Raw genomic sequence first — 14,479 nt, 5'->3', positions numbered from 1 at the left:
GCAACCCTACCGACCACCCCGCGCCCCTCTCGTTGATCATGAAGTTATTGCCCGCTGCATCGGCGTGTCACGGCAATAACTTCATGATCGACGAGGTCAGGAGGGTGGGCGTTCGGCGGCGCGGATGGTGTCGGCGTGGGCCAGGGTTGCGCGGCGCAGAGCCGCCTCCGGGTTCAGGCCGGCCTTGCGGGCTTCGGCCACCAGGGTCAGGAGGGTGGCACCCAGGCGCTCCTCCTCGTCCGTCCGGGTGTCGGAGGGTGGGAGGGGGACGGTCAGGTTGACGCGGGCGGCGCGGTCGAGGATCTGCGCGGCCAGCGACAGGGCGGGTTGACTGAGCGCCACGCCGTCCAGCACCGAGTCACGCGCCTTCTCGGCCCGCTTGATCCGCTCCCAGTTCGCGGTGATGTCCTCCAGCGTGCCCGCCTCCGCGCCGGCGAAGACGTGCGGGTTACGCCGGATCATCTTGTCGACCAGGCCACCGGCCACGTCGTCGATGCTCCAGCGTTCCCCCTCGGGCAGCTCCTCGGCGAGCCGCGCGTGCAACACCACCTGGAGCAGCACATCGCCCAACTCCTCGCGGAGCGCGTCGGTGTCATCGGCGCTGATCGCGTCGTACGCCTCGTAGCTCTCCTCCAGCAGGTAACCCGCGAGGCTACGGTGCGTCTGCGCCCGCTTCCACGGGTCGCCGCCCGGCGAGGCCAGCCGGTCCAGCACGGCCACCGCGTCGAGCAGCCGCGCCCCCGGCGGATCCCACGAGCCGTACATCAGCTCCATCTCGGCGAGCCCCGGCTCCCGGGCCAGCCGCAGACCCAACTCCCGGGCCAACGACTCGTCCCCGGCCGGTCCGGCCAGCCAGACCGCCGTACCGTGCGTCGCCACGACGTCCAGCAACGCCTGCGTGGCCGGGCCGTCCACGACGGTCACCTCGGCGCCCGCCTGGCGCACGGCAGTGGTCAACTCGCTCTCCGCGCCAGCCAGCACCGGATGCTGGCGTACGACGTCCCAGGCGGCCGAGGTCAGCAGGCCGGCCGGCAGCCGGGGCGAGGTGACCAGCAGGACGATCCGTGCCGTCATGCTCAGCTGGCCGTGCCCTCGGCGTCCGGGTTGGGGCTCGACGGCGACGCGTCCGGGGTGGAGATGTCGGTGACCGGGCCCTCTTCGTTGATGTACGGCAGCGCGTAGAAGATGACCTTCTGACCGGTGCTCACCAGCGAAGGCACGCCCACCTCCCGGTAGCGCGGGTTGATGGAGACGTCGGCCCGGCCCGCCTCGTCCTCGAGCGCGACGCTGAGGGCGGTGGCGCTGCCGACGAAGGCACCGTCGCCGAACCGCTGACGGACCTCGGTCACCGGTAGCCCGCCCGGGATCTCCCCGGTCGGGACCAGCGCGTGGTAGACGGCCATCACCGACTCGTCGCTCACCTCGGCCGGCGGAAGCTGCTGGTTGAAGGCCTGCAGCAGGTCGACCCACTCGCCCCAGAGCTTGGTGTACTCGGTGGTTGCCGGCACCCCCAGGCTCTGCTCCACCTGCTGCGGGCTGACCTCGTCGGCCACCTGGATGTTCTTGGCCTTCGCCACCCGCTTGCCCAACTCCAGGCCGACCAGGAGGTTCACCACGTCCTGCCGGGTGACGCGCGGCGGCCTCGCGCCGGTCGGGTCGGGCACCTGGTCGGCGTCACCGTACGTCGCCGACACCTCGTCGTAGATGCCCTCGACCCGCTCGAGCGAGTAGGTCCTGTCACCGACGTACACGGCGACGTCCGGCGCGGACCTCTGGCACGCGGCGAGGGAAAGGACACCCAGAGCCGCGACGCTGGCGGCGGCGATCACACGGCGAGCACGCATGCCCGTCACTCTCTCATGCCCTCCCGGCCGCTGTGACGGCCCCCACCGCACCACGCCGGCTCCACGCGGTCGCGGACGCCCGCAGGCGCCCGCGACCGATCACGCGGTTGCCGCGACGAGCGGGGCGGGAGCGCCCAGGACGTCGGAGAGCAGTTGCGCGCACCATTCGAGCAGCGCCTGGTCGCGCAGCGGTTCGCCGCCGATCCGACGGGTGCTCGGCCGGGGCACGCTGACCTGGTCGGTGGCCTGCTTGTAGACCGCGTCCGGGTGGTAGCGCTTGAGCCGCAGCTGCTTCGAGTCGGGCAGCGGCAGCGGCCCGAATCGCACGTGCTTGCCCTGCATGGACACGTCGGTCAGGCCGTACCGGCGGGCCAGCAGGCGGAACCGCGCCACCGCCACCAGGTTCTGCACCGGGGCCGGCGGCTCCCCGTACCGGTCGGTCATCTCGGCGACGACCTCGCGCAGACGGTCCTCGTCGCGCGCCTCGGCGAGCTTGCGGTACATCTCCAGACGCAGACGTTCCACGCCCACGTAGTCGTGCGGCAGGTGCGCGTCGACCGGCAGGTCGATCTTGACGTCGGTCTCCTCCTCCTGGCGCTCGCCCTTGAACGCGGAGACCGCCTCGCCGACCATCCGCACGTACAGGTCGAAGCCGACGCCCTCGATGTGGCCGGACTGCTCACCGCCCAGCAGGTTGCCCGCGCCCCGGATCTCCAGGTCCTTCATGGCCACGTACATGCCGGCGCCCAGCTCGGTGTGCTGGGCGATGGTCGCCAGCCGCTCGTGGGCGTGCTCGGTGAGCGGCTTCTCCGGCGGGTAGAGGAAGTACGCGTACGCCCGCTCCCGTCCCCGGCCGACCCGACCACGGATCTGGTGCAACTGGGCCAGACCGAGCAGGTCGGCCCGCTCCACGATCAGGGTGTTGGCGTTCGGGATGTCGATGCCGGACTCCACGATGGTCGTGCAGACCAGGACGTCGAACTCCTTCTCCCAGAAGCCGACCATGACCTTCTCCAGCGCCTCCTCGCTCATCTGCCCGTGCGCGACGGCGACCCGCGCCTCGGGCACCAGCTCGCGCAGTCGCCGCGCCGCCCGGTCGATCGACTCGACCCGGTTGTGCAGGTAGAAGACCTGCCCGTCGCGCAGCAGCTCACGGTGGATGGAGGCGGCGACCTGCCGGTCGTCCTGCGCGCCCACGAAGGTGAGCACCGGGTGCCGCTCCTCCGGCGGGGTGGCGATGGTGGACATCTCCCGGATGCCGGTGATGGCCATCTCCAGGGTGCGCGGGATCGGTGTCGCCGACATGCTCAGCACGTCCACCGAGGCGCGCAGCGTCTTGAGGTGCTCCTTGTGCTCGACGCCGAACCGCTGCTCCTCGTCGACGATCACCAGCCCGAGCTGCTTGAACCGGGTGGCGGTCTGCAACAGCCGGTGCGTGCCGATGACGATGTCGACGGTGCCGTCGGCGACCATCTCCAACGTCCGCTCGGTCTCCTTGGCGGTCTGGAACCGGGAGAGCTGCCGGATCTGCACCGGGAACTGGCTCATCCGCTCGGCGAACGTGTTGTAGTGCTGCTGCACCAGCAGGGTCGTCGGCACCAGCACCGCCACCTGCTTGCCGTCCTGCACGGCCTTGAACGCCGCCCGGACCGCGATCTCGGTCTTGCCGTAGCCGACGTCGCCACAGATCAACCGGTCCATCGGGACGGTCTGCTCCATGTCCCGCTTGACCTCGTCGATCGCGGCGAGCTGGTCCGGCGTCTCCTGCCAGGGGAACGCGTCCTCCAGCTCCCGCTGCCACGGGGTGTCCGGCCCGAACGAGTGGCCCTTGGACGCCTTGCGGGCGGCGTAGAGCTGGATGAGCTGCGCGGCGATCTCGCGGACCGCCTTGCGGGCGCGGGCCTTGGACTTCTGCCAGTCCGAGCCGCCCATCTTGTGCAGGGTCGGCTGCTCACCGCCCACGTAGCGGGAGAGCTGGTCGAGCTGGTCGGTGGGGACGAACAGCCGGTCACCGGGCTGGCCGCGCTTGCTGGCCGCGTACTCGATGACCAGGTACTCCCGGCTGGCGCCGTTGACCGTGCGCTGCACCAACTCGACGTACCGACCGATGCCGTGCTGCTCGTGCACCACGTAGTCGCCGGCCTTGAGCTCCAACGGATCGATGGTGTTGCGCCGGCGGCTCGGCATCTTGCGCATGTCCCGCGTCGAGGTGCCCCGACCGCCGGTGACGTCGTTGCCGGTCAGCAGCACGAAACGGGACGCCTCGTCGACGAATCCGCTGGTCAGCGCGCCGCAGGTGACGAGCAGGTCACCGGGTGCGGGCGCGGTGGGCACCTCCTCGGTGAGCCGGGCGCCCAGACCCGCGTCGCGCAGCACCTCCACGGCACGCTGGGCGGGGCCGTGTCCCTCGAAGACCAGCGCGATCGACCAGCCCTCACCGGCCCAGCGCTTGAGGTCGTCGACGACCCGCGCCGTCTCGCCGTGGTAGAGCGGGGCGGGCTGGGCGGCGAGGGTCACCGCGATGGCGTCGTCCGGGGTGACGCTGGCCTGCTCGGGCGCGTCCTCCCAGGGCTGCCGCGCCTCAACCGTCTCCGCCTCCCCCAGACCGAACGGGGACAGCGTCCACCAGGGTTGACCGAGCGTGCCGGCGGTGGCGCGTACCTCGGCCAGGGTGCGGAAGGCGGCGGCGCCGACGTCCACCGGGGCCTGGCCGCCGACCGCGGCGGCGGCCCAGGATGCCTGCAGGAACTCCTCGGAGGTACGCACCAGATCGTGCGCCCTCGTACGGATGCGCTCCGGGTCGCACAGCAGGACGTGGGTGCCGGCCGGCATCGCGTCGAGCAGCAGCTCCAGCGAGTCGGGGCCGACCAGCACCGGGGCCAGCGACTCCATCCCCTCCACCGGGATGCCCTCGGCCAGCTTGTCCAGGATCTCGGCCAGCTCGGGGTGCTGCTCGGCGAGCGCGGCGGCCCGCTCGCGCACCGCCGGGGTCAGCAGCAGCTCACGGCAGGGCGGCGCCCACAGCAGCGGCACCTGCTCGATGGTGCGCTGGTCGGCGACCGCGAAGGTGCGGATCTCCTCCACCTCGTCGCCCCAGAACTCGACCCGGGACGGGTGCTCGTCGGTGGGTGGGAAGACGTCCAGGATGCCGCCGCGAACCGCGAACTCGCCGCGCTTGGTGACCAGGTCGACGCGGGCGTACGCCATGTCGATGAGGCGGCGGGCGACCTCCTCCAGGTCCGCCTCCTCGCCGGCGGCGAGCTGCACCGGTTCCAGGTCGCCGAGGCCCTTGAGTTGCGGTTGCAGCAGCGACCGGACCGGGGCGACCACCACCCGCAGGGGACCGGTCCGGCCGTGCGCGTCGGCCGACTCGGGGTGCGCGAGGCGGCGCAGCACGGCCAGCCGCCGGCCCACCGTGTCCGATCGGGGGGAGAGCCGTTCGTGCGGCAGCGTCTCCCAGGAGGGGAAGACCACCACCTGCTCCGGTGGCAGCAGCGCGCCGAGCGCGGCGGCCAGGTCGTCGGCCTCGCGGGTGGTGGCGGTGACGGCCAGCACGGGTCGCCCCGCTCCGTCGGTGTCCGCGGCGACGGCCGCCACGGCGAAGGGGCGCAGCGCGGCGGGAGCGGTGATGTCGAGCCCGTCGACCTGGGCGGCACCGGAGCGCGCCAGGTCACGCGCCCGGGCCAGCCCGGGGTCGGCCAGGGCGGCGGAGAACAGACCGGTGAGCAAGGGAGTCCTTCCAGGGGAGTCGACGCACACGACGGGAGCCCCGCGTCCAGCGGGACGGGGGGTGCACGCCCCAAGCCTATCCCCGTCCACCGACACTCACCCCCTTCCGGCCAGGTCCCCGCCGTGCCGCGCCGCGCGCCCCGCCGCACCCCACCAAGATCCGCGCAACTTCACCGAAACTGCTGCCTCAGACGCGCCGGAGACAGCAACAACGGTGAAGTTGCGCGGATCTTGTGCAGCGCGTCCGCGGATCTTGACCGGGGCGGGGCGCCGTGGTCGAGTGCGGGGATGGGCGAGCAGTGGCGGGTGCAGTTCGACGCGGACGTGAGCTTCGCCAACGGCGGCGGCCTCCGTACCGAGGGGTTCCGGCTGGACATCCCGGGGCCGGAGATCACCGATGACGATCTGGCCGCGCTCTTCGTCCGACACCTCGGGCTGCTCATGGTCGCCGAGGTCCGGATCAGCGCGAAGACGATCATCGAAGAGCGGCACAAGGGCGGTCGCGGCGTCGCCCCGGCGGACTCTGGTCGCCGGCTGGTCGAGCTGAGCCACGTGATCCGTGACGGCATGAGCACCCTGCCCGGGTGGCCGGGCCCGCGGATCACCGACTGGCTGACGTACGCGGCGTCCCGGGAGCGGTACGCGCCGGGCACCGAGTTCCACGTGGCCCGGATCGACATGATCGCCAACACCGGCACGTACGTGGACACCCCCGCACACCGCTGGGCCGGCCGCGAGGATCTGACCGGGGTCCCGCTGGACCGCCTCGCCGACCTGCCCGCGGTGGTGGTCCGGGTACCGGCCGGCACCCGAGCCGTGGATCGGCTGCTGCTGGCCCCGTACGAGGTGGCCGGACGGGCGGTGCTGCTGCACACCGGGTGGGACGCGCACTTCGGCACCGAGCGGTACGGCGCGCCGGAGGCCCCGTACCTGAACGAGGACGGTGCCCGGGCGCTGGCCGACGCGGGCGCCGCCCTGGTCGGCATCGACTCGATCAACATCGACGACATGAGCCCGGCGGCTGGGGGCGTGCGACCCGCGCACAGCGTCCTGCTCGCCGCCGGCATCCCGGTCGTGGAGCACCTGACCGGCCTGGATGCGCTGCCGCCGTCCGGGTTCCGGTTCACCGCGGCCCCGCCGATGGTGGCCGGGATGGGCACCTTTCCGGTCCGCGCCTTCGCCGTGGTCGAGAGCTGAGACCGCGACGGTCACGAAGCGCCACAAACAGGGTGAGAACCACCCTAGGCTGACCTGGTGGACGAGTCGCAGGAGGTCCGGATACGCGACCAGATCCCCCGTACCGCCGGACTGCTGCTCGGCACTCTCGCGCTGGCCGTCGGGTTCATCGCCGCGTACGTCGGCGCCCTGCACGAACCCCACCCCCGTGACGTGCCGGTCGGCGTGGCGAGCGGCGACCAGGCCGCACGAACGGTCCTGACCGCCGTCCGCGACCGGACAAAAACCATCAAAGCCGTCGAGTACGCCGATCCGGGCGCCGCCGACGACGGCCTGACCAGCCGCGAGGTGTACGGGGTGCTCGCCTCCACCCCCGACGGCGGGCTCGCTTTGACCACCGCCAGCGCCGGCGCGCCGGCCGCCACCGAGGTGGTCGTCCAGGTGCTCACGGCCGCCGCCGAGCAGTCCCACCTGCCGCTGCGGGTGGCCGACGAGGTGCCGGTCGCCGACACCGACCCGCGCGGCCTGGTCCCGTTCTACCTCGCGATCGGGTGCGTCCTCGGCGGGTACCTGGCCTCGACCGCGCTCGGCATCTCCGTCGGCACCACTCCGCGCACCCTGCACCGCGCGGGCGTACGGATCGCGGCGCTGGCCGTCTACAGCGTCGTGCTCGGCATCGCCGGCGCGGTGATCGTCGGCCCGGTGCTGGACGTCTGGCACCACGACCTGCCGGCCGTCGCCGGCACCGGCATGCTGGCCGCCTTCGCCGCCGCGATGGTCGCCGCCGCCGTGCAGGGCTGGCTGGGTGTGCTCGGCACCGGGCTGGTCATCCTCCTGCTGGTGGTGCTCGGCAACCCGGGCTCCGGTGGCATCTACGCCCCGGAGTTCCTGCCCACCTGGCTGCGCGGCATGCACCGGTGGAACGTGCCCGGGCTGGCCACCGATCTGGTCAAGTCGGCGGTGTACTTCGACCGCCGATCGATTGGCTGGCCACTGACCGGGCTCGCGCTGTGGGCGGTGGTCGCTCTGGCGGCCCTGCTCGCCGCCACCGTGGTGCGGGGAGGCCGGGCAACCACCCGCGCAAGGCCCTGAGGTGATCTCCGGGGTGTTCCGTCTCACGACGCGGCACGCCCGGAGCCCCTCCTGCCGGAGGGCCCCACGCGGATACCATCCAGGGAGTCGGACAGCGCTGTCCTTCGTACTCACGTAAGGAGCGCATCGTGACCGACCAGCACGACCACGACGGCCCGGACGCCGCGCTGCGCGCCGACATCCGCCGGCTCGGCACCCTCCTCGGCCAGACCCTGGCCCGCCAGGAGGGCCGCCCGCTGCTCGACCTCGTCGAGGAGATCCGCGCCCAGGTACGCACCGACGTCCCGGCCGCCGCCCAGCGGCTCGGCGGGCTCGACGTGACCACCGGCACCAAGCTGGCCCGCGCCTTCTCCACCTACTTCCACCTGGCCAACATCACCGAGCAGGTGCACCGCGCACGGGACCTGCGCCGCCGCCGCGCCGTACAGGGCGGCTGGCTCGACCAGGCGGCCAAGATGATCGCCGAGCGGGGGGTGCCGGCCGAGGAGATCGCCGCCGTCGCCCGCCGACTGGCGGTCCGGCCGGTCTTCACCGCCCACCCGACCGAGGCGGCCCGCCGCTCGATCCTGTCGAAGCTGCGGGCCATCGCCGACGAGCTGGACACCGAGACCGCCAACGCGATCCTCTACGGCGCGAGCGACGAGGGCCCGGCGAACCGCCGGCTGGCCGAGCTGCTGGACCTCATGTGGCAGACCGACGAGCTGCGGCTGGACCGGCCGGACCCGACCGACGAGGCCCGCAACGCCATCTACTACCTGCGGGACCTGTACGCCGAGGCCGCGCCGCAGGTGCTCGACGACCTGGCCGACACGCTGCGCACCCTCGGCGTGGAGACGTCGCCGACGGCCCGCCCGCTGAGCTTCGGCACGTGGATCGGCGGCGACCGCGACGGCAACCCGTTCGTCACCCCGGCGGTCACCCGCGAGGTGCTGACCATCCAGCACGAGCACGGCATCGCCGCCACCGAGAAGGCGATGGACCACCTGATCAACGAGGTCTCGGTCTCGCGCCGGCTGCGCGGAGTGTCGCTGGACCTCTCCGCCAGCCTCGCCGCCGACCTCGACGCGCTGCCCGAGGTGGCGCCCCGGTTCCGACGGGTCAACGCCGAGGAGCCCTACCGGCTCAAGGCGCGTTGCGTGAAGGCCAAGCTCGCCAACACCCGGCAGCGGCTGCGCCAGGGCACCGCCCACGTGCCGGGTCGGGACTACCGGGGCTCGGCCGAGCTGATCGCCGACCTGGACCTGCTGCGTGCGTCGCTGGCCCGCAACTCGGGGCAGCTCACGGCCGTCGGCCGGCTGGCCTCCACCATCCGGACGGTGTCCGCGTTCGGCCTGCACCTGGCGACGATGGACGTGCGGGAGCACGCCGAGGCGCACCACGCGGTGCTCGCCCAGCTCTACGAGGCCGTCGGCGAGGTGTCCGACTACCCGTCGTTGAGCCGGCTGGAACGCACCAAGCTGCTCGCCGACGAGCTGACCGGCCGCCGGCCGCTCTCCACCGCCGACACGCCCCTCTCCGAGCTGTCCCGCAAGACGTTCGACGTGTTCAGCACGATCCGGGAGGCGCAGGACCGGTTCGGCAACGAGGTCATCGAGTCGTACATCATCTCGATGACCCTGGGCGTCGACGACGTGCTCGCCGCCGTGGTGCTCGCCCGCGAGGCCGGGCTCGTCGACGTACACAGCGGTCGGGCCCGCATCGGGTTCGTGCCGCTGTTGGAGACCCCGGGCGAGCTGAACGCCGGCGGCGAGATCCTCGACGAGCTGCTGTCGCTGCCCGCGTACCGGGCGCTGGTCGCGGCCCGTGGCGACGTGCAGGAGGTCATGCTCGGCTACTCCGACTCCAACAAGGAAGCCGGGATCACCACCAGCCAGTGGTCGATCCACCGGGCCCAGCGCGCGCTGCGTGACGTGGCCGCCCGGCACGGCGTACATCTGCGACTCTTCCACGGTCGCGGCGGTACGGTCGGTCGCGGCGGCGGCCCGACGCACGAGGCGATCCTGGCCCAGCCGTACGGCACGCTGGACGGCGCGATCAAGGTCACCGAACAGGGCGAGGTCATCTCCGACAAGTACACCCTGCCCTCGCTGGCCCGGGAGAACCTGGAACTGACCCTCGCCGCGGTGCTCCAGGCGACGCTGCTGCACACCGCGCCCCGGCAGCCCGCCGAGATGCTGGAACGCTGGGACGCGACCATGGACGTGGTGTCCGAGTCGGCGTTCCGGTCGTACCGGTCGCTCGTCGAGGACCCGGACCTGCCGGCCTACTTCTGGGCGTCCACCCCCACCGAGCTGCTCGGCGCGCTGAACATCGGCTCCCGGCCGGCGAAGCGCCCCAACACCGGCGCCGGGCTGTCCGGGCTGCGGGCCATCCCGTGGGTGTTCGGCTGGACGCAGACCCGGCAGATCGTGCCGGGCTGGTTCGGCGTCGGCTCCGGCCTGGCCGCCGCCCGCGAGGCCGGGTTGGCGGACGTGCTGGCCGAGATGCACCGCAACTGGCACTTCTTCCGCACGTTCCTGTCGAACGTCGAGATGATGCTGACCAAGACCGACCTCAGCATCGCCCGCCGGTACGTCGAGACCCTCGTGCCGAAGAAGCTGCACCCGATCTTCGAGAAGATCGAGCAGGAGTACGAGCTGACCAAGCGTGAGGTGCTGGCGGTGACCGCCTCACCGGCCCTGCTGGAGAACTCGCCGGTGCTCCAGCGCACGCTGGCCGTCCGCGACACCTACCTGGAGCCGCTGCACCACCTCCAGGTGGCACTGCTGCGGCAGTACCGGGAGTCCGGCGCGGCGGGCCGGGCGGTCGCCACCGCACCGGGCGGTCGACGCGCTCCCAGCGACGGCACCGCCCTGGAACGGGCGCTGCTCACCACCGTGAACGGCATCGCCGCCGGCATGCGCAACACCGGCTGACCAGGTACGAAACCCAGCCCGGGGCCGGGCCGGTCAGGCCCGGTCGATCATGGAGTTGTGGTGCCCCGCGAAAGCCGCCAACAGCGGCGAAGCGGGCACCACAACTCCTTGATCGTCGGATTCAGCGGGGTCAGAAGTCGCCGCCGCCGAAGTCGCCGCCGCCGAAGTCGCCGAAGCCTCCGCCACCGAAGTCGCCGCCGGCGTAGTCCCCACCGCCGAAGTCGCCGCCCTGGTCGCCGTAGTCGCCGCCCTGGTCGCCGTAGTCGCCGCCCTGGTCGTCGGCGTAGTCGGCCCCGTCACCGAAGCCCTCCTGATAGCCCTGGTCGTAGCCGTACCCCGGGTCGGCGAAGGCCGGCGAGAACAGCGCGTCCGCGATCAGCATGCCGCCGAGCACGCCGGCGCCCGCGCCCAGCGCGGTCTTCCACCAGGGCGTCGAGTACCAACCGGCCGGCACCGGCCGGCCCTGGTAGCGCCCACCGGGGTAGTAGTAGGGCGTGTCCCGACCGGGCTGCGGGCCGGCCCGGAAGGTCTGGCCCTGCACGTCGACCTCGCGCTCCTTGGTGAGCTGCCCGACACCCCGCGCGGCGGCGAGCGCCGGCAGCTCCGGACCGGGATCGATGCCCAGCGCCGTCCGCGCCGCCCGGATGTACGCCAGCCCTTCCAGCGCGGTCTCCCGGGCGAGCGCGAACTGGTGCGGCGTGCGCGCCTGCTCCAACTGGGAACCGGCCGCGTTGTAACGCTCCCCGGCGTCGGCCAGCGCCTGTCGGACGGCGGGCTCGTCGCCGTGCAGGGTCATCAACTGGCCACCCAGGCGCTCGTACCACCGCTGCGCGTCCGCGCGGGCGTCGCCGAGCGCGGCACGTCGCTGGGCGTTGACCCGGGAGTAGGCGAGCAGGCCGGCACCCACCACGCCGGCGAGGATGACCGCAAGGCACAGCAGAGCTTCCATGTCAACGAACGTACCCCCGGGTGTCACGTCGTACCCGTCTGGCAAGCTCCGGTGATGGACGTCTCGACGTTGCTGGTGGTGGTCGTGTGCCTCGGTGCCGGCGGGGCGGTCGGTTGGTTCGCGGCCCGGTCCCGGTCGGCGGCCGACATCGCCCGACTGGACGCCACCCTGACCGCCACCCGCGAGGGCGAGGGCCGGCTGGAGCAGTCCATGCGGGCGTTGAGCTACGAGGCGACGGCGCAGTCGCAGGAGGCGGTGGCCCGGGCCGTGGCGCCGCTGCACGACAGTCTGCGCCGCTACGAGCAGCGGGTGGCCGAGCTGGAACACGACCGCGTCGACGCGTACGCCGAGCTGCGCGAGCAGGTCCGCTCGATGAACGTGGTCTCCGGGGAGCTGCGCACCGAGACGAAGCAGCTGGTGGCCGCGCTGCGCGCGCCGCAGGTACGGGGTCGCTGGGGCGAACACCAGCTACGCCGGATCGTCGAGGCGGCCGGGATGCTGGAGCACTGCGACTTCTCCGAGCAGGTGACCGCCGCCACCGACGACCAGGTCGTCCGCCCGGATCTGGTGGTACGCCTGCACGGCGGCCGGTCGGTGGTGGTGGACGCGAAGGCGCCCTTCGACGCGTACCTGACGGCCATGGAGGCCCGCGACGAGCGTGGTCGGGACACCTACCTCGACGCGCACGCCCGGCACCTGCGGGGGCACGTCGACGCCCTGGCCGCCAAGTCCTACTGGTCGGCGTTCGACAGCTCGCCCGAGTTCGTGGTCCTGTTCGTGCCGGCCGACCCGTTCCTCGACGTCGCCCTCCAGCGCGACCCGACGCTGCTGGAGCACGCGTTCGCCCGCAACGTCGTGCTGGCCACGCCGGCCACCCTGGTCGCGCTGCTGCGCACGGTGGCCTACTCGTGGCGGCAGGAGGCGCTGGCCCGCAACGCGCTGGCGGTGCACACCCTCGCCCGGGAGCTGTACGGCCGGCTCTCCACCCTCGGCGACCACGTGGGCAAGCTCGGGTCGTCGCTGACCGGCGCGGTGACCGCGTACAACCGGGCGGTCGGCTCGTTGGAGGCGCGGGTGCTGGTCAGCGCCCGCAAGCTCGCCGAGCTGGGCGTCTCGGATGACGAGCTGGCGGCCCCCGCCCAGGTCGAGCTGACCCCCCGGCAGCCGCAGGCCCCGGAGCTGTTGGACGACGCCGGCCGCTGACGGCCGCCGGCTAACGGCGGTTGGCGCTCTCGACGACGAACGGGGTGCCCTGCTGGCAGGTGGTCATCGTGCCCTTCTCCACCCGGCCGGTGACGGTCACCCGGGCACCGGGCGTCAGCACGTCGCGGGGACCGCCCACGAGCAGATACCCGTCGAGGAGCACACAGTTCGGCTCCACCCCGGCGGTGATCGTGCCGGTGAGTTCGGCGCTGCCGACCGGCGGCGGAACGGTGGGCCCGCCCGGCGACTTGATCGGCGGGGCGGGTGTGCTGGGGGACTCGGGAGTGCCGGGCGACTCGGACGTGCTCGGCGACGCGGGGGCGGGCTGCCCGGTCGTCGCCGACGGTCCGCCGGGGGTGGCGGGACCGTCGGTTCCACCGCAGGCGCTCAGCGCCGCGCAGACGACCAGGGCGGGGACGACGAGCCGAAGTGTCCTCATGCCGCCTTGGACGTACGGGACGAGCGCGGCGTTCCACCGCGCCGGCGCTGAATGATCAGCCGCGAGCCGCGGCGGCCTTCATGTCCCGCTTCAGCTCCTGCGGGAGCGAGAAGGTGAGCCGCTCGTTGGCGGTGGTGATCTCCTCGACGTCGGCGAAGCCGCGCTCGGCCAGATGCGCCAGCACATCGCGTACCAGGTCCTCCGGGACGCTCGCGCCGGAGGACACACCGACCGTACGGGCGTCGGCCAGCCAGGCGTCCTCGATCTCGTGGGCGAAGTCGATGAGGTGACCGGCGCGGGCGCCGGCGTCCAGGGCGACCTCGACCAGGCGGACCGAGTTGGAGGAGTTCGTCGAGCCCACGACGATCACCACGTCGCACTCCGGGGCGATCTCCTTGACCACGTGCTGGCGGTTGGAGGTGGCGTAGCAGATGTCGTCGCTGGGCGGGGACTGGAGCAGCGGCAGCCGCTGCTTGAGGCGGGCGACCGTCTCCAGGGTCTCGTCCACCGAGAGCGTGGTCTGGGAGAGCCAGACCACCTTCTCCGGGTCGCGCACGGTGATCTTGTCGACACCGTCCGGGCCGTCCACGAGCTGGATGTGCGCCGGCGCCTCACCGGCGGTGCCGACGACCTCCTCGTGCCCCTCGTGGCCGATCAGCAGGATGTCGTAGTCCTCGGCGGCGAACCGCTTCGCCTCCTGGTGCACCTTGGTGACCAGTGGGCAGGTCGCGTCGATGGCCTTCAGCGAACGCTCGCGCGCCTGCTCGTAGACCTCGGGCGCCACGCCGTGCGCGGAGAAGATGACGGTCGAGCCCTCCGGCACCTCCTCGTTCTCCTCCACGAAGATCGCGCCCTGGGCCTCCAGGGTCTGCACGACGTGCTTGTTGTGCACGATCTGTTTGCGGACGTAGATCGGGGCGCCGTACAGCTTCAGCGCCTCCTCGACGGTCTGCACGGCGCGATCCACGCCCGCGCAGTAGCCCCGAGGCTTGGCCAAAAGCACGCGCTTGCCGGTCCGGAGATCAGTCACTCCCCCATCCTACGTGCCGACCGTGCCCCCGCACCCGGGCCCGAACCCCGGTGATCAAGAGCTTCGCGTCAGGAACGCGCCCGGATCTGACGCCAACTTCTT

Annotated in this window: 10 protein-coding genes; 4 read left to right on the top strand and 6 right to left on the bottom strand. The window is 72.4% G+C overall.

Annotated features, from left to right (window positions below; translation table 11 throughout):
• Window positions 1–96: 96 nt before the first annotated feature.
• The 3 genes from ACTFTM_RS05580 to mfd form a co-directional block, all read right to left on the bottom strand.
• Window positions 97–1,074: a nucleoside triphosphate pyrophosphohydrolase gene (locus ACTFTM_RS05580; protein ID WP_449564782.1), complete on the bottom strand. Its 978-nt coding sequence runs from the start codon at window positions 1,072–1,074 to the stop codon at window positions 97–99.
• Between the two features lie 2 nt (window positions 1,075–1,076).
• Window positions 1,077–1,844, bottom strand: a complete 768-nt coding sequence (locus tag ACTFTM_RS05575; RefSeq protein ID WP_449564781.1) for a hypothetical protein — start codon at window positions 1,842–1,844, stop codon at window positions 1,077–1,079.
• Between the two features lie 99 nt (window positions 1,845–1,943).
• Window positions 1,944–5,573 carry a transcription-repair coupling factor gene (gene mfd / locus ACTFTM_RS05570; protein ID WP_449564780.1) on the bottom strand — a complete coding sequence of 1,210 codons (3,630 nt, stop codon included), beginning with the start codon at window positions 5,571–5,573 and terminating at the stop codon, window positions 1,944–1,946.
• A 288-nt stretch (window positions 5,574–5,861) separates the two neighbouring features.
• Here mfd and ACTFTM_RS05565 point away from each other — a divergent pair, with 288 nt between their 5' ends.
• The 3 genes from ACTFTM_RS05565 to ppc all read left to right on the top strand — a co-directional run bounded on the left by ACTFTM_RS05565 (window position 5,862) and on the right by ppc (window position 10,756).
• Window positions 5,862–6,770, top strand: coding sequence for a cyclase family protein (locus ACTFTM_RS05565; RefSeq protein WP_449564779.1), 909 nt, complete (start codon window positions 5,862–5,864; stop codon window positions 6,768–6,770).
• A gap of 57 nt (window positions 6,771–6,827) precedes the next feature.
• Entirely contained in the window at window positions 6,828–7,841 is a 1,014-nt protein-coding gene (locus ACTFTM_RS05560) for a hypothetical protein (RefSeq protein ID WP_449564778.1), read from the top strand.
• 128 nt (window positions 7,842–7,969) lie between these two features.
• Window positions 7,970–10,756: a phosphoenolpyruvate carboxylase gene (gene ppc / locus ACTFTM_RS05555; protein ID WP_449564777.1), complete on the top strand. Its 2,787-nt coding sequence runs from the start codon at window positions 7,970–7,972 to the stop codon at window positions 10,754–10,756.
• A gap of 130 nt (window positions 10,757–10,886) precedes the next feature.
• Here ppc and ACTFTM_RS05550 read toward each other — a convergent pair whose 3' ends face one another.
• Window positions 10,887–11,705: a hypothetical protein gene (locus ACTFTM_RS05550; RefSeq protein ID WP_449564776.1), complete on the bottom strand. Its 819-nt coding sequence runs from the start codon at window positions 11,703–11,705 to the stop codon at window positions 10,887–10,889.
• Between the two features lie 54 nt (window positions 11,706–11,759).
• Here ACTFTM_RS05550 and ACTFTM_RS05545 point away from each other — a divergent pair, with 54 nt between their 5' ends.
• On the top strand, window positions 11,760–12,908 hold the full coding sequence (locus ACTFTM_RS05545; RefSeq protein WP_449564775.1) for a DNA recombination protein RmuC: 1,149 nt from the start codon (window positions 11,760–11,762) through the stop codon (window positions 12,906–12,908).
• Between the two features lie 10 nt (window positions 12,909–12,918).
• Here the strand turns inward: ACTFTM_RS05545 and ACTFTM_RS05540 are convergent, their stop codons facing one another.
• On the bottom strand, window positions 12,919–13,347 hold the full coding sequence (locus ACTFTM_RS05540; protein WP_449564774.1) for a hypothetical protein: 429 nt from the start codon (window positions 13,345–13,347) through the stop codon (window positions 12,919–12,921).
• Between the two features lie 55 nt (window positions 13,348–13,402).
• Window positions 13,403–14,377, bottom strand: a complete 975-nt coding sequence (locus ACTFTM_RS05535; RefSeq protein ID WP_449564773.1) for a 4-hydroxy-3-methylbut-2-enyl diphosphate reductase — start codon at window positions 14,375–14,377, stop codon at window positions 13,403–13,405.
• Window positions 14,378–14,479: the final 102 nt, after the last annotated feature.

It is taken from the genome of Micromonospora sp. RB23 (assembly GCF_053585025.1).
The sequence above is the reverse complement of the archived record's forward strand: the minus strand, read 5'-3'. Positions and strand labels throughout refer to the sequence as shown.